Annotated in this window: 18 protein-coding genes and 1 other RNA gene; 18 read left to right on the top strand and 1 reads right to left on the bottom strand. The window is 51.4% G+C overall.

Features of this window, described 5'->3' with window-relative positions; all coding sequences use genetic code 11:
• Window positions 1-10 precede the first annotated feature (10 nt).
• The 18 genes from ftsE (at window position 11) to QM016_RS04000 (ending at window position 21,223) form a co-directional block, all read left to right on the top strand.
• Window positions 11-988 carry a cell division ATP-binding protein FtsE gene (gene ftsE / locus QM016_RS04085; RefSeq protein WP_016478102.1) on the top strand — a complete coding sequence of 326 codons (978 nt, stop codon included), beginning with the start codon at window positions 11-13 and terminating at the stop codon, window positions 986-988.
• Window positions 966-1,901 (top strand): permease-like cell division protein FtsX, encoded by a 936-nt coding sequence (gene ftsX, locus QM016_RS04080; protein WP_016478101.1) that lies wholly within the window; start codon window positions 966-968, stop codon window positions 1,899-1,901. Before ftsE ends, ftsX begins: the two co-directional genes overlap by 23 nt.
• Window positions 1,902-2,129: 228 nt before the next feature.
• On the top strand, window positions 2,130-3,560 hold the full coding sequence (locus QM016_RS04075) for an APC family permease (RefSeq protein ID WP_282710342.1): 1,431 nt from the start codon (window positions 2,130-2,132) through the stop codon (window positions 3,558-3,560).
• 53 nt (window positions 3,561-3,613) lie between these two features.
• Window positions 3,614-4,861, top strand: coding sequence for an amidohydrolase family protein (locus tag QM016_RS04070; protein WP_282710340.1), 1,248 nt, complete (start codon window positions 3,614-3,616; stop codon window positions 4,859-4,861).
• Between the two features lie 113 nt (window positions 4,862-4,974).
• Entirely contained in the window at window positions 4,975-7,104 is a 2,130-nt protein-coding gene (gene rnr / locus QM016_RS04065) for a ribonuclease R (RefSeq protein WP_349237900.1), read from the top strand.
• A gap of 169 nt (window positions 7,105-7,273) precedes the next feature.
• Window positions 7,274-8,233: a hypothetical protein gene (locus QM016_RS04060; protein WP_282710338.1), complete on the top strand. Its 960-nt coding sequence runs from the start codon at window positions 7,274-7,276 to the stop codon at window positions 8,231-8,233.
• On the top strand, window positions 8,220-8,690 hold the full coding sequence (smpB, locus tag QM016_RS04055) for an SsrA-binding protein SmpB (RefSeq protein WP_282710337.1): 471 nt from the start codon (window positions 8,220-8,222) through the stop codon (window positions 8,688-8,690). Before QM016_RS04060 ends, smpB begins: the two co-directional genes overlap by 14 nt.
• Window positions 8,691-8,930: 240 nt before the next feature.
• Window positions 8,931-9,068, top strand: a complete 138-nt coding sequence (locus QM016_RS04050) for a rubredoxin-like domain-containing protein (RefSeq protein ID WP_003149771.1) — start codon at window positions 8,931-8,933, stop codon at window positions 9,066-9,068.
• A gap of 144 nt (window positions 9,069-9,212) precedes the next feature.
• Window positions 9,213-10,007 (top strand): YoaK family protein, encoded by a 795-nt coding sequence (locus QM016_RS04045; protein ID WP_282710334.1) that lies wholly within the window; start codon window positions 9,213-9,215, stop codon window positions 10,005-10,007.
• Between the two features lie 521 nt (window positions 10,008-10,528).
• Window positions 10,529-10,898: a transfer-messenger RNA gene (gene ssrA / locus QM016_RS04040) on the top strand.
• Between the two features lie 338 nt (window positions 10,899-11,236).
• A complete protein-coding gene (locus QM016_RS04035; RefSeq protein WP_282710332.1) occupies window positions 11,237-13,318 on the top strand; it encodes an Sgo0707 family adhesin in 2,082 nt (693 codons plus the stop codon).
• Between the two features lie 301 nt (window positions 13,319-13,619).
• Window positions 13,620-14,318: a vWA domain-containing protein gene (locus tag QM016_RS04030; RefSeq protein ID WP_282710330.1), complete on the top strand. Its 699-nt coding sequence runs from the start codon at window positions 13,620-13,622 to the stop codon at window positions 14,316-14,318.
• A gap of 50 nt (window positions 14,319-14,368) precedes the next feature.
• A complete protein-coding gene (locus QM016_RS04025) occupies window positions 14,369-16,234 on the top strand; it encodes an FctA domain-containing protein (RefSeq protein WP_282710328.1) in 1,866 nt (621 codons plus the stop codon).
• Window positions 16,235-16,336: 102 nt separating this feature from the next.
• Window positions 16,337-17,767 (top strand): isopeptide-forming domain-containing fimbrial protein, encoded by a 1,431-nt coding sequence (locus QM016_RS04020; protein WP_282710326.1) that lies wholly within the window; start codon window positions 16,337-16,339, stop codon window positions 17,765-17,767.
• Between the two features lie 22 nt (window positions 17,768-17,789).
• Window positions 17,790-18,833 (top strand): class C sortase, encoded by a 1,044-nt coding sequence (locus QM016_RS04015; protein WP_282710324.1) that lies wholly within the window; start codon window positions 17,790-17,792, stop codon window positions 18,831-18,833.
• A gap of 224 nt (window positions 18,834-19,057) precedes the next feature.
• On the top strand, window positions 19,058-19,504 hold the full coding sequence (locus tag QM016_RS04010) for a LytTR family DNA-binding domain-containing protein (protein WP_016478077.1): 447 nt from the start codon (window positions 19,058-19,060) through the stop codon (window positions 19,502-19,504).
• A 136-nt stretch (window positions 19,505-19,640) separates the two neighbouring features.
• Window positions 19,641-20,153, top strand: a complete 513-nt coding sequence (locus QM016_RS04005; RefSeq protein ID WP_016478076.1) for a hypothetical protein — start codon at window positions 19,641-19,643, stop codon at window positions 20,151-20,153.
• A 38-nt stretch (window positions 20,154-20,191) separates the two neighbouring features.
• Complete coding sequence (locus QM016_RS04000; RefSeq protein ID WP_282710320.1) at window positions 20,192-21,223, top strand: patatin family protein; 1,032 nt, start codon at window positions 20,192-20,194, stop codon at window positions 21,221-21,223.
• Here QM016_RS04000 and pfkB read toward each other — a convergent pair.
• Window positions 21,216-22,148, bottom strand: coding sequence for a 1-phosphofructokinase (pfkB, locus tag QM016_RS03995; RefSeq protein ID WP_282710319.1), 933 nt, complete (start codon window positions 22,146-22,148; stop codon window positions 21,216-21,218). The genes QM016_RS04000 and pfkB overlap by 8 nt on opposite strands.
• Window positions 22,149-22,305 lie beyond the last annotated feature (157 nt).

Below are 22,305 nucleotides of genomic sequence, written 5' to 3'. Positions count from 1 at the left end.
AGGAGCATCTGTGGCTAATCATTTTCGTACCGATGAACAACAAAATGCCGATGTAGAGGAGCGTTTTGGCGTGATTTCGCCCGACGCCGGCCTCGTGAGCGAATATGGCGAGCAGAACAGCGCGCCTGCAAGTGACAACTCACTTGATCCGCTTGATACTGCTGACGGTGTTCATGTTGTTACAGCTGAAGAGCAAACGGAGCCGGAACAGGCTCCGGTGGATCGAGCCAGCCTGTTTGCTGACCTTGCCCGTGAAGACGAGCCAACGATTTCCCGTACGGGAACTCCGGCCATTTCATTTCAAAAGGCAACGCTTGTGTACCCGTCGCAGCCTGAAAAACCCGCGCTTGACGGCATCAGTGCCGATATTTATCCCGGTGAGTTTGTATTTGTCGTTGGTCACTCGGGGTCGGGCAAGTCGTCTTTGCTGCGCCTTATTACCCGTGAGCAAAAGACCACGGGCGGCAAAGTGATTATTGCCGGCCAGGATCTCACTAAGATGAGAAATTCTAAAGTCCCGTATCTGCGCCGTCAGATTGGCACGGTGTATCAGGATTTTAAGCTGCTTCCCGACAAGACGGTCTATCAAAACGTTTCATTTGCGCTTGAGTGCATTGGCAAGCCGCGCTCTATTATCAATGTTCAGGTTCCTGAGGTACTGCGCCTCGTGGGTCTTGGACAGAAGATGGACGCGTATCCCGATCAGCTTTCCGGCGGCGAGCAGCAGCGCGTATCCGTTGCTCGCGCCATGGTCAACCGCCCGCCGCTGCTTATCTGCGACGAGCCCACCGGCAACCTTGACCCGGCTATTTCGCTCGGCATTATGAAACTGCTTGATCGCATCAATCGCGCTGGTACAACGGTTGTAATGGCAACGCACGACCGTGAGATGGTTGACTCTCTGCGCAAGCGTGTTATTGCGCTTGAAGCCGGCCATATCGTGCGCGATCAGGAGAAAGGGGGCTATGGCTATTATGGTGCTCTCTAATTTTGGCTATTCCCTGCGTGAGGCGGGTCATCACTTTAGGAGGAACTGGTCAACGGCTTTTGGCGCTGTTGTTACTATCTTCCTGTCGCTTTTTATCATCGGCTTGTTTGTGCTTGGCTCAGCTTTGATTGAAAACATGGTCGGCAACGTTGAGAATCGCGTTACCATCCAGGCGTTCCTCTCAGACGATGCCGACAAGACCGCCGTTGACGCCTTTACCAAGCAGGTGCAGGGTTGGGACAACGTTGAATCTGTGACGTACAAGAGCAAGGACGAGGCTCTCGAGGAATACAGGAACACTATGTCCTACCGCAATGCCGCTGACGCGGTCAGCGCGCTCGACGGTCAGAACCCCATTCCGGCCTCACTTGTTATCAAGATGAAGGATCCCAAGCAGGTAGAGTCAACAGCCCAGAAGATTTCCTCGTCAAGTGATTTTAAGGCCATCGCGGACAACAAGGACAATCCTTCAGGTGACGTCCAGTACGGCCGCGAAACTGTCGAGAGGCTTTTCAGCGTTACCTCGTACATCCGTATCGGCGCCATCGTGCTGGTAGCGCTCCTTATTTTTGTGGCGTTCGTCTTCATCAACAACACCATTCGTCTGGCAATCAACGCGCGTCGCCGTGAGATTGCTATCATGCGCCTGGTAGGAGCCTCTAACAGCTTTATCCGCGGGCCGTTTTTGATGGAAGGCGCGCTTGAGGCCCTGATTGGCGCGATTCTCGCCGTGGTAACGCTCGTTATCGGTATGCACTTTGTGCTTCCGCGTCTGACGGAGAGCATGTCATTTTTGACCTTTGCCATTCCGACCTATGTGGTGTGGGGCATGAGCGGCTTGCTTTTGCTGCTCGGATTGTTGCTGGGTCTTTTTGGTTCTGCGATTGCCATGGGGCGCTATCTGAAAGTGTAGATTGTAAACGCACATAGTACGGTACTGAAGCATGTAATGGCGAGAAGATTGGTCTTCTCGCCATTTTTTCAGCGGTATGCTATCGCGTCAGTCGGAGAAGCGAAACGCTGTAATCCGTCTACATGATTTATACGACCGCTCGCAAAATGATGTAATCGTTTTTATCATTTTCGTGTGAGGATACGGCTAGAGAACTTCATACGTTTTGAGTTGTAGGGGAGATTTGGCATGGCAAGTACAGATGTTTCCGCACCGCAAATGAAGAAGTCGCTCTCGCTTTTTAACTTCTTTACTATTGGATTTGGCGCGATTATCGGCACCGGATGGGTGCTTTTGGTCGGCGACTGGATGATTCTTGGCGGTGGCCCGTATCCGGCAATGATCGCGTTTGCAATCGGTGCGCTGTTTTTGGTTCCGATTGGCATGGTCTTTGGCGAGCTGACCGCTGCAATTCCCATTTCAGGTGGCATCATTGAATACACGGACAGAACTTTTGGCCGCCCGGTTGGCTTCTTTACCGGCTGGATGCTGCTTTTGGGTAACGCGCCTCTGTGTCCGTGGGAAGCTATTGCGATCTCAACGCTTTTGACGGATCGTTTTGGTGCCTTCCCTGTGCTTTCATGGTTGAGATCCGTCAAGCTCTATACCATTCTTGGTGCGGACGTGTATCTATGGCCGACGATTATTGCTTTAGGTTTTGCGGTTCTCGTTATCTTCCTTAACTTTAGGGGTGCGGGAGCGGCGGCAAAACTGTCCAGCTTCCTTACTAAGGCTCTGCTTGCTGGCATGGTTCTTGCAATGGTGATCTCATTTTTTGTGGGCTCACCGCAAAATGGTATGCCTCTTTTCTCACAGGCTACTGAGGTTGCAAGCGGAGATCCAACAAAAGCGACTTCATTTTTGGGCGGAGTCATTGCCGTTCTCGTCATGACACCCTTCTTCTATGCCGGATTCGATACTATTCCTCAGCAGGCTGAAGAAGCTTCTGAGGGTTTGGATTGGAAGAAATTTGGTATCATTCCGGCGCTCGCGCTCATAGCTTCTGGTATTTTCTATCTCATCTGCATTTACGCCTTCGGCACCATGATTGACTGGCATGAATTTGTGAAGAGTTCTGTGCCTGCGCTTGCAGTGCTTCAGCGCATTAACATCTTCTTCTATATCGCGATGCTCATTATCGCGACACTTGGACCCCTTGGTCCCATGAATTCGTTCTTCGGCGCTTCAACTCGCCTTCTGCTGGCTCTGGGTCGCAAGAAGATGCTGCCTGAAAGCTTTGCTCGTCTTGACCCAAAGTCGGGCGCGCCGAAAACGGCCAATATCTTCATGGCCTGTCTCACCCTTGTGGGGCCGTTCTTGGGCCGCAATATGCTCGTTCCTTTGACAAACGTTGCGTCGCTCGGCTTTATTTTTGCCTGCACGATGGCCGGTTTGGCCTGCCTGCGCCTGCGTCGGACGGAACCTGATCTTCCGCGGCCTTACAAGGTCAATGGTGGCATATTCGGAATCATATGCGCCATTCTTGCTGGAGCGATTATCATCGCCCTTATGGTCGTTCCCTTCAGCCCAGCCGCAATGAAGCCTGTTGAATGGATGATTACCGGCGCGTGGATTCTTATAGGCCTTGTAATTCTTCTGGCGTTTAACAAGCGCGGATAGCGCGAAAAATACGCGGCACTGTGTCGGATAACGACAAAGAATTGGAGAGGATTATGGGAAGGTATGCTTTTGTAGGCGGTAAACTCGTTGACGGTACCGGTTCAGCTCCGGTTGAGGACTCCTTGGTCCTTGTCGACGATACAAAGATTACCTATGTAGGACCTCGGACTGAGGTTCCCGAGGGTTATGAGGTTCGTGACATTCAGGGCCGTACCATTATGCCCGGTCTTATCGATTCTCACCTGCACTTTTCCGGAAATCTGACAGACGATGACAACGATTGGGTTATTGAATCCGTTGCTCAGAAGCAGGCTTGCGCGGTCAAGCAGTCCTACGATGCTCTGACGCACGGTCTTACCACCGTGTGCGAGATTGGCCGCAACGGTATTGCCATTCGCGATTTGGTGAATATGGGCATTATGAAAGGTCCTCGCATTTACGCGACCGGGCTTGGTTTTTGCCGCGTTGCCGGACATGGCGATTCGCACCATCTCCCACTGCAGATTTCAAAAGACAGCCACCCATGGGGAGACCAGGTAGACGGTCCGTGGGATTTGCGCAAGGCGGTACGCCGTCGTCTTCGCGAGAACCCTGACGCCATTAAGATTTGGGCAACCGGTGGCGGTATCTGGCATTGGGACTCCGGCAGGGATCAGCACTACTGCTACGAGGAGATTAAGGCGGTCTGCGATGAAGCCGCAATGGTCGGCATTCCCGTATGGTCGCATTCGTACAACAGCGTTTCTGCCGCGTATGATTCAGTTCGCTGTGGCTGCGAGCAGCTCATTCACGGTTTTGAGCTTGACGATAAGACCATGGATCTGATGGTTGAACAGGGAACGTTCTTTACTCCCACCATCGGCTTTTTGCCAACCTGGTATGCGACATATCCGCCCGAGTGGACGCCGGAGCTGGACAAATTCCCAGGCAACGGTGTTATCGAGAAGGGCTTGGAGCGCACCTATGCCAATCTTCGTCGCGCATATGAGCGTGGCGTGACCCTGACTATTGGCTCTGACTCCTTCAGCTTTGTAACTCCATACGGCTATGTCACCATCGATGAGATGTATGACTTTGTTGATAAGGCAGGCATCTCCATTCTTGATACCATCAAAGCCGGTACCCTGAACGGTGCAAAGATGGTTCATCATGAGGATGAGTTTGGCTCACTTGAAAAGGGTAAACTTGCTGATCTTCTCGTGGTTAAGGGCGACGTTGCCTCCAACATCCATGATCTGACACCTGACAATATGGAAGTTATCATGAAGGAAGGCGATATTGTCATTAGGGGCGCGTTGTAGGGTATAAGCCAGTCCTGAACGGATAGGATTTTAATCGATTAAGGAGGAAGGGGTCGCTCGCGAGACGACCCCTTTCGCGTATCGTAATATCTTAGTCAAATCAGAATGAAACGATTAGTACATCGAAGATACAGAAAAAGTGCGAGAGAGGGATAGTGGCGCGCAAAAAGGTACATAACGGCAACCGCAAGCAGGGTAGGGTTAAAAGAGCGAGAAAATCGCCGAAGCTTCTAACGGGAATCCTGCGCGTAATGCGGTCAGGAACAGGGACGGTGACTACGCCTGAAGGCACCTTTGCGCTTGCGCGCCATGGTCTGCATGAAGGCATGGATGGCGATGAAGTGCAGGTGTCTCTTGCAACGGCAAGGGGCAGAGAGCCACAGGCAATCGTTCGTTCTGTGCTGACACGTGCTACCTCAACTTTTTTAGGACGCTATGAAACCGCCGGTCCTCTCGGTGCTGTTATACCGCTGGACGCCCGCATCCAAAGAGATTTCTTTGTGTTGCCGGAAGACTCTTCGCCGAAGCGCTGCGGTGTCTCTCACGGCGACATTGTAGTCGCTCGTATTGTGGAGTATCCCACGCGCATGAGCGCCGCAGTGGTTACCCTTGACCGGCGTGTCGGCTCGTCCGATGAGTTGGATATGAATATTGAGGCTGTAATTGCCTCATTCGGACTTGCTACGGAGTTTCCCCAAAGCGCTCTGGCAGAGGCGTCACGCCTGTCACTCGATAGCAATACAGAGCTGGCGGACGACGCGAGTCGTGTTGATTTGCGAGAAGCGCTCTGCATCACGATAGACCCTTCGGACGCGAAGGACTTTGATGACGCTGTGGGCGCCCGTCGGCTGCCCGATGGCGGATATGAACTCGACGTTCATATCGCGGACGTTTCTCGATATGTATCTTGGGGCTCGCCGATTGATCTTGAAGCGCAGGTGCGGACCTGTTCGGTGTATCTTGTGGATCGTGTTATCCCCATGTTGCCTGAGCAGCTTTGCAATAATTTGTGCTCGCTGCGCCCTCATGAAGATCGCCTGACCGTAAGCGTTCGCATGAGACTTGACGAGAAGGGCGCCGTCTGTTCTGCTCAAGCGATGAACGCTATGATTCGTTCTGCAGCCCGCTTATCGTATGAGCAGGCAGATGATTTGCTTGAAGGAAAGCAAGCTCAAGATGTCGTTGTATCGGACGGTGCTGCAGACGGCGAGGCTCAGCAGTCAGCTCTAGTCGAAATGCTTGAGGTTCTCGATGAAATCAGGGCGAAGCGTCAGAAGATTCGTCGCGAGCGGGGAGCCATTGATTTTGAGACCGTTGAGACGCGCATGCTGCTGGATACAAACGGGCATCCGACCGGTGTCTCTGTTCGCAGGAGAACGCGCGCCACAGATTTGATAGAAGAGGCGATGCTGCTGGCAAACGAGTCAGTGGCCAAGATGCTTGCCGACGCGGACAGTAAGACAGCCTATCGTGTACATGAGCAGCCTTCCCCCGAGGCACTGCGCGCCGGTTTGTCGGCGCTTATCGCCATCGGAGCCCTGGAGGCTGCAGAAGCCGCGCGCATAGCGAATGGAGACCCCCGTGCCATTCGCGAGGCGATTGAGAAATCGCGCGGTACCGCCTATGCCCGTGTGGTTAATGCCGTGCTGCTCAGAGCGCAAAAGCGTGCGATTTATCTACCCGTCAATCAAGGCCACTACGCGCTTGGAGCCACTGCGTACTGTCATTTCACCTCGCCCATTCGGCGCTATCCGGACATACTGGTGCATCGCGCGCTTAAAGCTCTTCTCGCCGGCGAGAAGAATCTCGGAAAAGGTCGGCTTGAGCAGATAAAAGCGCTTCCGCAGCTGTGCGCGACGTGCTCTGAGCGCGAACGTGTAGCCGACAGCGCCGCCCGCGCTTCGCAGAAAATAAAAATGGCCGAGTTCTATCAGAGCCGAATCGGCGAGGAGGCATGGGGAACCATTGAGAGCGTAGAGCGCTTTGGCCTCTTTATTACGCTGGATACGACGTATGCTGAAGGGCTGCTGCATGTCAGAGATCTCGGGCAGGAGTGGATTCGCTACGACGAGGAGCAGTTCATGCTTACCGAGGAGGCTACCGGCAAAAGGTGGCGCATCGGAGATCGCATTAAGGTCAAGGTTTCTGCGGTTACAATAGAACGCGGGCAGATTGATTTTTTGCCGGTGAATATGCTGCATGGCAAACGGTTGCCTGTTAAGCGACCGTCTGTTAAAAGGTGAGCCAAGGCGGGTATAGAGTAGCTGCGCAAAAAGCCGCCGTGCAAGAGCCGCTGGCCGAAACGCGGTTCCGCGCAACGTAGCCGATGCGCAACGTGGCCGAGGGTGTAGTGTAGCCGATGCGCAGCGTAGCCGGCCGAAAAGGATAAAGCATTGCCTCCGAAGGAGAGACATGGCACAGACAGAACTTTCCGATGAGCTCATCGATGCCGAGGGCTTGTTGCTGCAAAATGAAGATGAACAGGCGTATGGGCTGCTGGCTCGTCTCGCGGAGGACGCGGAAGAGTACGTTGACCGCAATTATCAGACAACCAACGAGGTTCAATGGTTCGCGTTTCCCACGCTCTTTGACCGTCTTGCCTATAGGCGTGTAGAGAAGGACCCCCGAGAGTTGCGTGACGTTGGAGAGCCGTTTGAACGTCTGTATGCCGACTTTGCGCTTTCCTGCGTGCGGACAGGCAAATACGAAGAGGCGGCAGACGCCCTCAAGCAGGCTATCCGCTGGAACCCCATGAACTGCGCCGCCCGTCTTGATTTGGCTGATTTGTATAAGATTGCCGGCGATGTCCAGCAGTATCTGGCGCTTACCTTCAGCGTCTTTGAGCGAGCAAGCGAGGTAAGGCATCTTGCGCGCGCCTTTTTGAATTTCGCCGCATGGTTTGAGCAGACAGGTTGTCCGCAGCAGGCGGCAGCGGCGCTGCGTGTGGCTCGCCGTCTTGACGCGCGTGACGGGGCGCTTGACGCCGCTTTGAGTCAGGCCGCGGGTACCGAAACCGACCCGGATGGCGTGTCCGACTCTGAAGCGGAGGATCTTCTCGCGGCGGAAGGCTTGCCTGATGGAGCCAACGCGGAAATCGCGGTCTGCCTTTTGATGTGCGCTCAAGATGAGGCTGCAATGGGCAATCGCGGCGAGGCAACGCAGTTGACCATTCGCGCCCGCGATCTTGTGGGCGAGCCCGCTGCCCTCGCTCTTTTGGAGCTCGTGCGCGACGCGGCGCTGAACTCCGAGACGTCGGCTGGCACGAAGTCCGAGCCTGAGATGTCGGATGGCAAGGGGTCCGGGTCTGAGATGTCGGCCGGCAAGGAGCCTGGGTCCAAGACACAAAAGGAGGCGGACGATGGAAAAGCGTGAGCGTAAGAGTATTGCGCGCAATCGTTCTGCTCGCCATGAATACGAAATACTGGAGACGTTTGAATGCGGTGTGGTGCTGACGGGCACGGAGGTCAAAAGCCTTCGTGACCGTGGAGCGCAGATTACGGACGCGTTCTGCCTGGTTCGTGGTCGTGAAGTGTGGCTTCACGGGGTGCATATCCATCCGTACTCAAATGGCGGTGTGTGGAATGTAGACCCGGACCGCAAGCGCAAGCTGTTGCTGCACAGGAGCCAGATTACCTATCTTGATAGCAAGCTGCGCCAAAAGGGGCTTGCGCTCATACCGCTTGACCTGCTGTTTGACACGCATAATCGTGTGAAGCTGGTTATTGGACTCGCGCGCGGCAAGAAACTATATGACAAGCGAGCCGACGCTGCTCGTCGTGATTCCGACAGGGAGATTCAGCGTGCGCTCAAGGAGCGGAGTCGCTTTTAGCTGCTGGTTTTGATGCTCCGGTGTTGATGCGTCAGGCTGTGGTCGCCGGACTTTGGACGCCGGCAGCTTAGAGGCCGGTGACGTTACGTGCCGATAAGGAGCTCTCGGGCTTGTAAAAAAGTCAGGTATTGATAAAATGCTTCAAACGTGGTCGTAATTTACCCAGTGCGATCGCGTGTTTGCAGGACCAGAAGTACGTAAAAGACCGGTATGGAGCCGGTCGTGGAGAGAGGAAACAACATGGCAGAAAAGACATACAAGTTCGTATGCACCGTTTGCGGCTATGAGGTTGAGGTTGATACCCCCGAACTTCCCGAGGACTATACGTGCCCCGTGTGCGGCGTTGGCCCCGATCAGTTTGAGCTTGTCGAGGACTAACTTTGACGATGCGAATGAAGCTTGGCAATTGAGCTATAACATTTTTGTCGAGTAGTGCTAAGTTAGCGGTGTAAGCTTTTGCTTGCGCCGCTTTTTTCGTGCGAGTTGCACGACTTATGGTGACCAATCAGCAGGGAGATTGCTTTGAAACACGCGTTGCAAATGTCGGATTCCGTTGAGGTAGCGGCGCTTTTGGCGCTGTCGGGAGGCGTGATGGACGCCTACTCCTATCTTGTGCGCGATCACGTCTTCGCCAATGCGCAAACGGGCAATTTGTTGTTGTTGGGCATTCATGTAACCAGCGGCTCGTTTGAAAAGTGTGCTAAGTATGGAATGCCGGTGCTGGCGTTTGCCATCGGCATCGCGGTGGCGTATGTCATTCGCATAGTGGCTCGCGAACGTCATCTTCACTGGAGACAGCTTGCCGTTTTTGTCGAAATCTTTCTCTTGACCTGCGTTGCGTTTATGCCGCAGGATATGAACCTGCTGGCAAACAGCCTTACGTCGCTGGCGTGCGGCATCCAGGTGCAGGCGTTCAGAAAGCTGCACGGACACGCGTTCGCGACGACCATGTGCATAGGGAACCTTCGAAGCGGCACGCAGGAAGTCGCCGCATATATCCACACGCATAACAAGGAGCACGCGGAGTCTTCCCTGCTCTATTTCGGAACCATTTTCTGCTTTGTTGCGGGAGCCGTTATCGGGAGTCGGTTGATTCCCGTGATGGGGAATTACATGATTCTTGCAAGCCCCGTGTTTCTTCTCGCTGTGATTGCGGTTATGTTCATCGATCGGGAGCGGCAGCTGCTGCATGATGAGGAGATTCGCGAGGCAAAGGATCGCCGCAGGTCAGAGTATGCCAAAGGTTTCGCGGCAGGCCGAGCGCATGAGCGGGCGAGAAGAACCTCTCAGCCAGGAAGTTCCTCTTCAGTCGACTGACTCCAGTGCACTTCAGCGTTCGGCTCTGGTCCACTTCAGTCCTCGTTAGGTGCTACCCAGGCGTCCGCTTCCGGTCTACTCGGGCGTCCATTGAGGCGATTCCAAAAAAGTGCATGAGTTGTGATACGAAATCTCCTAAAAAAGGCATCAGTTGTGATAAATCCCCTAAAAATGCCATGAGTTGTGAAGTATTTTTATCACAACTGTGGCACTTTTTTGGAAACGCCACCCGTGAGCCATACCCCTTTCTGGAAAGTCACCTGCTGGGCCATACTTTCGGAAGGCGCGGCGCCGCACTTCTGGAAAGTTACCTCGCGCGCTGTGTTGTCGTCTGAAAACACGAGCATATCCCGACAAAAAGGGGTATACTGTTCGTCCCGATGTTATTATCGGGCGCTGAGAAAAGCTCGGCGATGGTAGAGATGCCGTCCGTCCGGCGCGGCTTAAGCAACGCCGCCTGTGCTGTGCTTCTCGCGTGCGTAACTTGAAAGCTGTATGGTGACACAGCGCCTCATTCATCCGGGGGTGACTGGATTCGACAGGGTGAGTTTTAGGTGGGCAGCAAGCCGTGGTCTCCTCGCCACGTTAAACAGGGGAAATGTCAAATTGAATTGACAACACTCTTTCTTATGAGCCTCAGATGGCTCTCGCTGCTTAATTAAAAGTTCAGCGCGTCAAACCGGGATATGCTCCCGCTTCCGGGGCGACGTCATGTGAGGGAGATGCTTGTAAGGACGTAGTCGGTATGCCTTACAAAAAGATTGAACCGGCTGGAACAACAAACGCGGGTTGCTCGGCGTGCGTTGTTTAAGATGTAATGAGCAACTGAGCTTGGAGACACCTGCCGCGGATTTGCTTTGGACCGGAGTTCGATTCTCCGCACCTCCACCATACACAACAAGAAGCCGTATCAGGAAGTGATTTTTGGTACGGCTTCTTTGGTAGATATTCAAGGGGCGAGAAGGGCTTCTCGCCCCGCATAGCCGACGACTTATAACAGGCAATTTGCAGACCATTTTCGAATGGGCAACTATTTTCGAATGGACAACTATGCGTATGATCACTATCAACTATGCATAGGATTACGGTTAATAAACATGAGTTCTGTTGCCTAAGTTTGTTAATTTTGTGTGTGTGGGGGTAATTTCTTTTGACTTTTACGGATAAGGCGATATGACTATGAGATAGTATCTGCGTCGGTGTGTATAGCCTATAGCGAGAGGTATGTTATGCGCAAACGGATCATAAAAAGGGCGTCGGTATTTCTTGCAGCCCTGTTAGCGTGTTTGATAGTAGTACCATCAACTGCTGCTTTTGCAGTTACTGAAATCAAGGATGATACCGATCTTGCTCATGTCCAGGCGTATCAGTTCACCATGACTCAGGCAAACATGGAGGTGCTCTCCCAAAGCGGTGATGTTGAGATGGACGTTCTTCCTCCTGAGGCCGGCCGTGAACAGAGTACGGTCTTTGCTCTTAAGGTAGATAAGGCCAATCGGGGAGATCAGTCGTTTAACCAGCCGCTTCGGCTTAAGTTTTCAAATGCCGGCACTGTGAACAGCAAAGCTGTTGATGTGTACGTAACGGTAAATAGTGTTGATTTGGGCTTTTTGCAGGAGGGGACCGGAGATTTTGAAAATCCCTCCAAGACTGTTGTACCGTTTATGATGGTTGATGAAAACTGGGGCAAAAAATCCTTCTATATTCAGAATTACCTTGATGGCACGCATCCCACCTATACCAAGGACATGTTCCATACTTTTTCAGTCAATGCCAACGTTACCGTTGAGCTGAAGTACCAGGACGGGTCTCCTTGCGATCTCAGGGCGGTCATGTTCCCCTCCGACATCGACGTTATCAGCACACATAATCGCAAAGAGACGTTCTCTGTGTTCAACAAGGATACGGCATTCGACAAGATCGTTAAGAACAATCGCAACAATCTTCATGAAACTACTGTTGGGAACAAGACCACGTGGGAGCCGACTGATCCTGCCGGCACATCCGGTGACGACGCGGAACACAATGTTACCGGCATGGGTATTCGGTCGGTGGACAACAAGATCAACTTTGAGTACGGCACTACCATGTCATGTGGCGGTCTTTTTGGACTCTATACAGAGGTCATTGCACCTCCTCCAACCAAAGAGGTCGACAAGGCTGAGGTACAGGCAGAAGCCGGCCAAGAGCTTACCTATACAACCAAATACCGTATGCCCAAACCGGGTGTAGATACCATTGGCCCTATTACATCTATGAGTATGGTCGATACGTTTGACGAGCGTTTGGATTTCAAGAGCCTTACGGTCACTCAAGACGGCACCACTCTGACAGAGGGCGATGATTATACCGTTACAGTTGAAGGACAGAAAGTTACTGTTGATATTGCCAAGAAGCATCTGACTAAGGGTAACGGCGGTAAATACTATACTATCGTTTATAAGACGGTTACCAATGAGAAGGTTACTCAGCAGGGTGCTGAGAGTATCACCAATATTGTGACGCAGAATGTGGATAACATTAAAACTGATTCAAACAAAGTCGTTACAGACCTGCTGTATGCAAAGGATCACGAATTTGTGAGCGGTACGCCCGGTAAAGAGCTTCCCCAAGAAGTTCTCGATCTGCTTCCCGGCAAGCAAACAGGGATTAAAAACGGTACAACAGTAACTCCTGATCCTCCTATTGACGGAAAGACTCGCGTAGAGACTTCTGAAGGCACATGGGTCTTTATGGGCTATGATCACGATTCTGAGACCATTGACCATAAGAATGCACACTTTATTGGCGTATGGGTTATTGAACCTCAGCCCAAAAAAGATGTCCTTGATGCTGACGGTAATACTATTGATGGCAATAAGGTAAAAGCGGGACAGATACTGACGTATTCTGTGACGTATACCAATACCACAAATACCGCTCGCGACGTTACCATTACCGACGCTATCCCTGAGCATACCACCTATGTTGATGGTTCCGCTGATAACGACGGCGTATATGATGAAGCTGCGCATAAGGTTACCTGGAAGAAGAACGTGGCTTCCGGAGAGACTCTTACCGTAACCTTTAAGGTCAAGGTCGATAAGGGCACCAAAGATGTCAATGTTGTCAATACCGCTCATGTGAGCGACGGCTTGATAGATACGGATACCAACACTACGACCAATCCGGTACCGCCAAAGTCGCACAAGACCGTTCCTTATACGGGCGACAACTCGATGATGCAGTATGCTCTTATGACAGCTGCCGCCGGTAGTGCGGTCGTACTTCTCGCGATCGTTGCCAAGAAGTATCGTGCTGCCAGAGGCTGAGGCGTGCCAGAGGCAACAACTTTAAGGCTGGTCGCATAGCCTGAGCTTTCGGCCATAGTTTAAGTTTCATACACCGCTCATATGTTTTGGGCGGTGTATTTTTGAACCTTGAACATCTCCATAAATCGTCGTTAAATAAAGACTAGGTAGATAAGCTATATTTCAATTACCATTTCGAAATATACATTTATTGTGAAGATGAGAAAAGAAAGAAATCATTTCGTTTCTTCTGATACAGTAAGTCCTAAAGTAATCTAAGGAAAGTTGAACTAAAAGAGAAACGGCACTTGCGAGGAGAGCTATGATTTTAGTAAATAGCAGGCCAAAGCAGATTTCTGCCTGTGCTAAAACGCGCGGGAGGGGGCGTAATAAACTCCCTCTCTTCCTAGTAGTATTTTTATTTGCTCTTGTAGGGCAGTTACTTTTTACTTCCGGCAGTGCATTTGCACAAGATCCGGAAATCACAACCCCACCAGTACATAAAAAGACACTAACCTCAAACGGTGACGGTACCTATGATCTGACGCTTACCGTTAAAGGCGAAACCGCCTCTGCTTCCGAGGAGCAGAAAGCAAACGTTCTGGTCGTTTTTGACAACTCTTCCAGTATGACTTCACAAGCTGGCGGAGGCTTGACTCGTCTTCAGGCTGCAAAACGCGTTGTAAATGATCTTTCGTCGACCATCCTCGGAATCAATAAAGATGCAAAAAAAGATGTTGTGGAAATGGCCCTGCTATCCTTCAATGAGAAACCGCATGTCGAATGTAATTGGACGGCGGATCTCAACACATTCCAAAGGGCAACTAACAATATGGGATGGCACACAGGTACAAACTGGGAAGAGGCCCTTGGGGAAGCAAAATACCTTGCTGACCAAAAAGCGGCGAATGGGAATCCCACCTATGTGCTCTTTGTCACCGATGGCCTTCCGACTCAAAAAAGGGGGATGGGGGGAATCCTATCTGGACAAACAACTACGATGGTTATTACAGCGCTTTAGACGAAGCCCGTGCTCTCGGTCAGTCCGGATACCATCTCTATTCAGTGTATATGTACGGAGGACATAACTACCTCAGACAACTGACTAACTATGCATATACCGGGAATGAGCATCAGGCACCAAATGGCAAATACTACTATAAGGCAAACAACACCGCCGAGCTGGAAGATGCTCTCAAGGCGATCGCCTCTGTCATTACCAAGTCGATTACCTATAAGCAAGTCACCATTAATGACGGTCTTAATACCGTGAACATGGATTTTGCCGGTACCGGGACGCCCCAGTACGTTTTGAAAAAGACGGCGTCTGACGGTACGGTGCTTGCAAGCTACGATTCTTCAACAGGAGCAACAACGGGCAGCTGGGATTACGTAAAGCCCGTATTCAATATGGCCGATAAGACCGTTACCTGGTCGCCCGAACGTGATTCGTCAAAGGTCCTTGAGGATGGCGTTACGTATTCGATCACGCTCAAGACAAAAGCGACTCAGGCCGCGTATGACGCCATAGCAGAAGGCGCAACTCTGGAAGACGGAGATAACGACGGTGACGGCGTTAACGATTCCAAGGGCCTTTATTCAAATGATAACGATAAGGCCAAGATCTCCTTCAGGACCATCCTGACGTCAACGTCTTCTGACGGGACTGTTACAACAAAGGTGAGCGATCCTGCCGAGGCTCTCTATAACAAGCCGGTAGTTTCTCCCGATACGTCAAAACTGAAGATCACAAAACAGTGGGCCGGCGATGACCACGTTCAAAACAACGCAAGCCGACCTGCGGTACTTCGGGGCACCGTCACGCGTGATGCCGGAACGGTGAACGAGAAAAAGTACGACGTTACGTTGACAAAAACAGGGACCAATACCTATGAGACGACTCTAGAGAGCGTCCCTGCAGGACCCCTTGGGCATACTTATACGTTTGAGGAAGAATCTCTTCCGTCCTACTATGAGGCTTCCGCTGTAACGGCAACGGCGCAGGGAACGTCTTCGGCTGCAGGCTCTGTGATCACGCTTAAGGGTATCACTGCCCAGACTGGTTCCTTTGAGATCACCAATACCTATAAGGCAAAAGGTGAAGTCAGCCTCAGCGCGACTAAGGTCTTGGAAGGCCGTCCGCTTGAGGACGGACAATTCCAGTTCAGGCTTAAGGGTCAGGATGATGCTACCGATCAGCTGAAAACCAACGATAGCAACGGCGCCGTTGCCTTTGATAAGATCGAATACACTCAGCCAGGTACGTATCGCTATACCATTACAGAGGTACGCGGCGGAGGGACCGGCTATAAAAACGACGATCACGTGGAAAATGTCACGGTAAAGGTTGTGGACAACGGCGACGGTACCCTTACGGCGACCCCTGAATATGATGGCGACGGAGCGGTATTTACCAATAAGTACATTGCCGTGCCGCTCGCCGTGCTCAAGAAGAGCACTGACGGAGCTACCGCATTGAGTGGCGCGAAATTTACGCTCTATGAGGATAACAATGACGGCTCGTTTGGCGCAGGCGACAACCCCGCGCTCGTCTATAGCGACGCCTCCCTTACCAGTCCTATTCCCGATGCAACCGTGACAACCGACGGAGACGGCAAAGCGCTCTTCTACGGTCTTATCGCCGGCAAGACCTATTGGCTCAAAGAGACCCAGGCTCCGGCCGGATATAACCTTGATACACAAGTTCACAAGATCATTGTCGACGAAGACGGCAATGTGAGCACCGTAGATTCGGGCGGAGCGCAAGCAGCTCTTCCCAAGATTGGAAATGTCCCGACGATCACCATAGCCGATGAACCCATTCCGGGTCTTCCGACGACCGCAGGCGCCGGTATTGTAGGTATCGTAGTGGCAGGTACAACGCTTGCGGTTTCGGGTGGGATCGCATTCGCGAGAAATGCGAAAAAACGTCGATAGATCGTATCCCACGTTGTTTCAGTTTGTGACTTGTAAGACTTTACAAGATGCAAATAAATGTCGATTCATTCTGGATGACCAGAAAATGAAAAGGAGGAAAGAATGAAATTTGCTTCTAAGGGCATTCTGGGGAGGATCAGCTGTCTTCTTGCAGCAGCCGTTCTGGCTTTCTCTCTGGTGCCGGTCAAGGCATTTGCAGCGCCTACAAGCGCTCAGGATGTTGCTGACAGCGAAGTCACCATCAAGGGTCTTGAAACGGGTGACGTTGTAAGTGCCTATCAGATTGCTGATGCAGATATTGATGCTGCCAACAATCTGACCTACAAGATGGCGGATGGCCTGCCCTCTGAGTACGATACGATCGAGAAGATCGCTGCCGTTGCTACCGATGGCTATACCTTTACTCAGGGTTCCGCTATGCAGAATGCCACTGCGGCCATCGCAAACGCGCTGACCTCAAAGGCCGCTAATGCTACTGCAACTGCAGGCGCCGACGGTAACGCCAAGCTTACCCTTGGAAGCGGCTACTATCTGGTCCGTGTTACCTCTGCAAGTGGTAAGACCCGCGTGTATCAGAACATGGTCGTTGACGTATCACCAAAGGTCGAGGGCGGTGTCTATAAGTCTCGTGACGTTGCTCCTATCGACGTCAAGAAGACCGATGTCACTGTCAAGAAGACTGTTGGTTCTGAGTACAAGGAATCTACTGACAAGTACAGTGTTGGCGATACCGTTCCCTTCAAGGTCAACACTGCTATTCCTAACTATCCAAAGGATTCTAAAAACGCCACCTTCACGATTGGTGATAAGCCGACCAAGGGCCTTAAAATCAAGACGAGCACCATTAAGATCAATGGTGAGACGGCAGTTTCCGGCGCTGATTACACCCTGACGGCAGCTGAGAACGGCTATACCATTGAGTTCAAGAAGGATTACATCCTGGCTAACCCTGGTAAATCAATTGAGGTTACCTATGAGGCAGAGCTTACTTCTGAAGCTTTTTCTCACAGCGCAGATGATGTAACTGGCAACACTGCCACCGTTACGTTTAATCCTAACCCTTATGATTCGACAACTGTTACCCCTGATAGCACAACTAAGGTGAAGACTTATGGCTATGTCTTCAAGAAGACTGACCCTGAAGGCAATCCTCTTAAGGGTGCTACCTTTACTCTCACCCTTCCCAACGGCAAGGTTTTAACTTCTACCTCCGATGATAAGGGCTATGTCTACTTCTCCGGCCTTGCTGCCGGTCACTACAAGATTTCTGAGACTGGTGTGCCTACCGGCTACACCAAGGTCGAAGACATTGAGTTTGATCTTAGTGAAACCACTGCTACTGCTGATAACCCAGCTACAGAGGGTGTAACCGAGAACAATTTCCTTGTTAATTCTCAAAATGTAGTCGATAAGAAGCAGCCTGTCCTTCCTGTTACCGGCGATGCAGGTACCTTTGCTCTTACTGCAGCAGGAACTGTTCTTCTCGCCGCTGGCGTGTTTGCAATCATTCGTTCAAGGAAGCAGCGCGCTTAAGTAAGCAGGATTTGTTTCAACCATGACTTATGCAAAACATATGAAGCATGGTAGTGAAGCAGGAGAATCATCAGATTCTCCTGCTTCTGTTACTGTGTCCGGTAGAAGGAAAGTATCAGTGCCTCAAATATCCGGTATACAGATGTCCGGAACTCAGTTAAATGTTGAAAATATAAAGAAAAAGAAACGTTCCCAGATTTGGCTGATTTTATCTATTATTGCTTTAGTAGCAGGTCTTGCACTTATATCTTATCCATTTGTAAGTGATTGGCTTAATCAGCAAGCCCAAAATGAAGTGAGTGCGACTCAAGAAAAAACTGTAACAGCAATGAAAAAAGAGGATCTTTCTTCTGAAAAAGAGAAAGCAATAGCCTTTAATAAACATCTTCGTGATGGTAGCTCAAAAGTCATTGACCCATTTGACAGTAAAGATACGATGCCTGGAAACGAAGAATACAAGGAAGTCCTCAATGTTGCCGGAGACGGTACCATGGGTGAGCTGATAATACCAAAAATTAGTGTTGATCTCCCCATTTATCATTTTACAACTGATAAAGTGCTTCAGCATGGTGTTGGGCATGTTGTGAACACGTCAGTTCCTATCGGTGGAGAATCAACTCACTGTGTCCTTGCGGGACATACCGGATTACCAACTGCTCGCATTTTTGATAAGCTGAATGAACTGAGCGTAAATGATTGGTTCATTGTTCGTGTGCTTGGTGAAGATCACGCATATAGAGTAACTTCAACCGAGGTTGTTCTTCCTGAAGAAGTAAATAGTCTCTCAATCGAACCTGGAAAAGACCAAGTTACTCTCGTAACTTGTACACCATATGGCGTTAATACCCATCGTTTGCTCGTGCACGCAGAGCGCTGTGAAGTCCCTGCGGAATGGGAGTCTTCAAAGAAGCTGGTCAATCGTTCTGTTGAACCGCTTGCCGATTTGCCTAGGCATATGGTGTTTTATTCAATTGCTGGCATACTGGTTACAATAAGTATTATTTTAGGCATAGTTTTTGCAGTGAAGTTCCATAAGAAGAGGAGCAACAGATCCCATAAAAGATAATATGAATAGAGATAAATAATGAATTAACAATCGTTCATATTGCCATACATGCAATATGAACGATTGTAATATTGCGGCGATGTTGAATTTATTGCATAAAAAGCATTCTACCTGCCAGATAGTGCATCTTGGGCGCATGCTGAGCTATTCGCATTCAGTTTGCTTATGCTAGAGATGCCTTAAGGCGAGGCGGCAACAGGCAGAATCGATTGTTTGGACGAAAGATGGAGATTCGTGTCGTAGAGGAAAAGGGTCGTTCGCAGATAGAGGTGACTATCCTGAGCGGGTCGGATGACTGGCGCGTTGCCGGAATTGTTCGCCAGCTGCAGATGGCTGACGGCAAAATTTCGGGGTACGTTCCCGGAACCATCAAGCGGCGCATAGTGTTTCTCGCCGATGTAGCGTGGATTGAAACGAGCGAGAACGCATCACTGATTCATCTTGCAACTGGTGAAACGCTTGAAAGCGACAGTCGCCTGCATGAGCTTGAAGCGGCCCTGAAAGAAACGGAGTTTGTCCGTACTTCTCGACAGGAATTGGTCAATTTGGACCATGTTACAGGGATTAGTCCCGCGGGATCCGGACGCATGCTTCTTTCTCTTGGTGAGAAGAACCTGGTTGCCTCAAGAAAATATGCGGCAGGCATTAAAAAGCGCATTGGCCTCAGGTAGGTGCCTCGGGGCAAAGGTAGCCAGCCGCGCGAGGCATTATGCGCGAGGGCGGGCAGTCACGAGGTGATTGGGGCACTAGGCCGCAGGGTGTTCGAGTATGTTTCAAATTCAACACGTCCCAAGAGAAGGGGATACCATGGAACTTAAACAGTCGCAGGGCATGCAGAACATTGAGCAGACCGCCAATCAAGAGTTTGGCGGTGGCGCCAACAAAACGATGGGCGAGACGGCGCGGAAAGGTCTTGTTATAGGAGCGTTTTACTTTACGATGGTTTCACTTGTGTACTTTGTGGTGATGCTGCTTGGTGACTTTGGCGACAGACAGGAAAGTATCCTTGTTCTGACGCTCATTGGCGCGGGAGCAGGAGCGGGGCTGTTTCAGCAGGTTTGGTTTAATTACCAACCGTTTATCCTGCGCTTTAGCTATTTCAAACGGTATCTGGGATTTAACGTCTGCATGTTTTCCGTGTTAGTGATAATGGCGCTCATCGGAGGCTGGTTACCCGGCATCCCTGAGGCATGGGTTTCGTTTGTAGGGTCATATCTTGTGATTCTTCTGGTGATGACCATCCTCTTTAACTGGCGTTTCAAACGTGAGAATAGAGAATATCAAATGGCGTTCAAAAAGTATCAGGACGCTCGGCGCTGATGAGGGTACACTTCTTTCAAGTAACAGAAGGAGGCCTCATGGGAGCAGAAGCCGAGAAGGAAAACCCAACAGAACCTAAGGCGAGGAATTCGACAGAAACTGCAAAGGAAACCCTAGCGGCAAAAGAAGAGCGAGAAACCCCTTCGGTCCGACCGTCTCAACAGGCTGGAGCGTACCAATCGACTGCCGCCCTCGTTCTTGAGGGCGGCAGCTTTCGGGGCATTTTTACCGCCGGCGTATTGGATGTCTTGCTTGAACATGGCATTGTCGACTTCGACAGCGTGTGGGGAACCTCTGCGGGCGCCATCAATGCAGTGAGCTTCAAATCTCGTCAGATCGGTCGTGCCATGCGCGTGATCCTGGCATTCCGGGACGATCGCAGGTTCATGTCGTTCTGGTCGCTGGCCACTACGGGAAATATTGCCGGCAGCGAATTCATGTACGAAGAGATACAAAATCATCTGGACCCATGCGATTCTGAGGCATTCAACTCAAATCCTCTGCAAATGTATGCCGTAGCTTCTGACGTTACCTTTGGGACCCCCGCGTACCTGCATGTACGATCTCTGCCTGAGGATATCTGGAAAGTTCAGGCCTCGGCTTCGATGCCGCTGGTATCAAGGACGGTCGAGCAGGAGGGACGCCGCTATTTGGACGGCGGCACTACCGATTCCATTCCCTTTGCTCCTGCGCTTGGACTTTCGGGAGCGCGAATCCCCGAGGATCACATGCCGTCAAAACGGGCAGTGGTGATCGTGACGCAAGACCGTGAATACCTCAAGGGCACCGCAAACGAGCAAATGGCCATTCGCTCACATCGCTATGACGCTTTCCCGTATTATCTCGACGCGCTTGAGACGCGTGCGAAAAGATACAACGCTTGCAGGGAGCAGCTCTGGCAGCTGGAGCGAGAAGGTCGATGTCTGGTGATAGCTCCTCCCGAGACGGTAGGCGTCAAGGTAAACGAACGCTCGGGCGAGGCGCTTTTGACGCTTTACCTGCAAGGGCGTGGACAGGCGGAAAAGCGGATTGAAGAGATCCGCACCTTTGTCGCGGATGGCGTTAGGTAAGGCGCTTGAGCTGCACCTTTTCAAGCAGCGAATCCACAACGGAGCGTGGAGCGGCTTGCGTACCGGATTCCATGACGTTGGCGGCGCCAGTTGCCATAGCGAGGCGCAGCGTGTCCTCAATGGAAAGTCCTTTATCCTCGGCATAGGCAAAAGCCGCCACTACCGAATCTCCCGCTCCAACGGTGCTTCCTACCGGCACGCGCACAGGATACGCGTACCATGCCTGATCTTTGGCAATATAGACGGCGCCATTGCCTCCCATAGAGATGCAAACGGTGCTGGGACCCTCTGCGACAAGTGCTGCCGCGGCATCGGCAATGTCGTCGACGGTATCAAGTTTGCGTCCTACCAGCTCAGAGAGTTCATGATCGTTGGGTTTGGTGTAATAGGGCTTCTCGGCAAGGCCGGCCTGGAGGGCAGCGCCATCAGCGTCCAAAAAGACTTTCAGTCCCGCTTCGCGCAGGCGGCGCGTCCAGCGACCGTAGGTATCTATGGAAGCCCCACGCGGGAGACTGCCGGAGAGCACTACGATGTCTCCCGCGGAGGTCATGCCCGCAAGTTCGTTGAGAATGGAAGTGAGCTGTTCATCGCGCACCTCAGGTCCCGATTCGTTGATGTCGGTATTGGTGTGACTGACAACGTCAACTACCTTGAGATTGGTTCGCGTCTGTCCACCGGCGTCGAAGGCATGGACTTTGATGTTCTGCTCGCTAAGAGAGCGCTCAATCCAGGTGCCTGTAGTGCCGCCAAGAAGAGCGACAGCAACAGAAGTTCCACCCAGCTGAGCTATAACCTTGGATACGTTGATGCCCTTGCCTCCCGCATCCTGACGGATATCGGTGATACGGTTGACTTGGTCAATGGTAAAATGCGGAATTTGGACGGTCTTATCGAGTGCGGGGTTTAACGTAACGGTATAAATCATCAGCAACCTCCGATGAGTGGGATACTACTGATAATACTCGGTTTGCTGAAGAACGTATATAAAATTCCTCGTGATATTGCCGTGCAAGTGGAGTATACTTTTAAGGCTTTTCCACAGAGCCCCGTAATCTCTGATAAAAGCAGCGGTAGCTTGTCCA

The sequence above is a fragment of the Lancefieldella sp. Marseille-Q7238 genome (genome assembly GCF_949152215.1).
In the GTDB taxonomy this organism is placed as follows: Bacteria; Actinomycetota; Coriobacteriia; order Coriobacteriales; family Atopobiaceae; genus Lancefieldella.
This window is presented reverse-complemented; position numbering and strand designations above follow the sequence as displayed.

Bases quoted from the DNA above. Each gene is read 5' to 3' on its own strand.
- QM016_RS04035 (WP_282710332.1), top strand. From the start codon at position 11,237: ATGCGCAAACGGATCATAAAAAGGGCGTCGGTATTTCTTGCAGCCCTG.
- smpB (WP_282710337.1), top strand. From the start codon at position 8,220: ATGGAAAAGCGTGAGCGTAAGAGTATTGCGCGCAATCGTTCTGCTCGC.
- QM016_RS04050 (WP_003149771.1), top strand. From the start codon at position 8,931: ATGGCAGAAAAGACATACAAGTTCGTATGCACCGTTTGCGGCTATGAG.
- QM016_RS04075 (WP_282710342.1), top strand. From the start codon at position 2,130: ATGGCAAGTACAGATGTTTCCGCACCGCAAATGAAGAAGTCGCTCTCG.
- pfkB (WP_282710319.1), bottom strand. From the start codon at position 22,148: ATGATTTATACCGTTACGTTAAACCCCGCACTCGATAAGACCGTCCAA.
- QM016_RS04010 (WP_016478077.1), top strand. From the start codon at position 19,058: ATGGAGATTCGTGTCGTAGAGGAAAAGGGTCGTTCGCAGATAGAGGTG.
- ftsX (WP_016478101.1), top strand. From the start codon at position 966: ATGGCTATTATGGTGCTCTCTAATTTTGGCTATTCCCTGCGTGAGGCG.
- QM016_RS04020 (WP_282710326.1), top strand. From the start codon at position 16,337: ATGAAATTTGCTTCTAAGGGCATTCTGGGGAGGATCAGCTGTCTTCTT.
- QM016_RS04000 (WP_282710320.1), top strand. From the start codon at position 20,192: ATGGGAGCAGAAGCCGAGAAGGAAAACCCAACAGAACCTAAGGCGAGG.
- QM016_RS04070 (WP_282710340.1), top strand. From the start codon at position 3,614: ATGGGAAGGTATGCTTTTGTAGGCGGTAAACTCGTTGACGGTACCGGT.
- QM016_RS04005 (WP_016478076.1), top strand. From the start codon at position 19,641: ATGGAACTTAAACAGTCGCAGGGCATGCAGAACATTGAGCAGACCGCC.
- QM016_RS04030 (WP_282710330.1), top strand. From the start codon at position 13,620: ATGATTTTAGTAAATAGCAGGCCAAAGCAGATTTCTGCCTGTGCTAAA.
- QM016_RS04015 (WP_282710324.1), top strand. From the start codon at position 17,790: ATGACTTATGCAAAACATATGAAGCATGGTAGTGAAGCAGGAGAATCA.
- QM016_RS04060 (WP_282710338.1), top strand. From the start codon at position 7,274: ATGGCACAGACAGAACTTTCCGATGAGCTCATCGATGCCGAGGGCTTG.
- QM016_RS04025 (WP_282710328.1), top strand. From the start codon at position 14,369: ATGTACGGAGGACATAACTACCTCAGACAACTGACTAACTATGCATAT.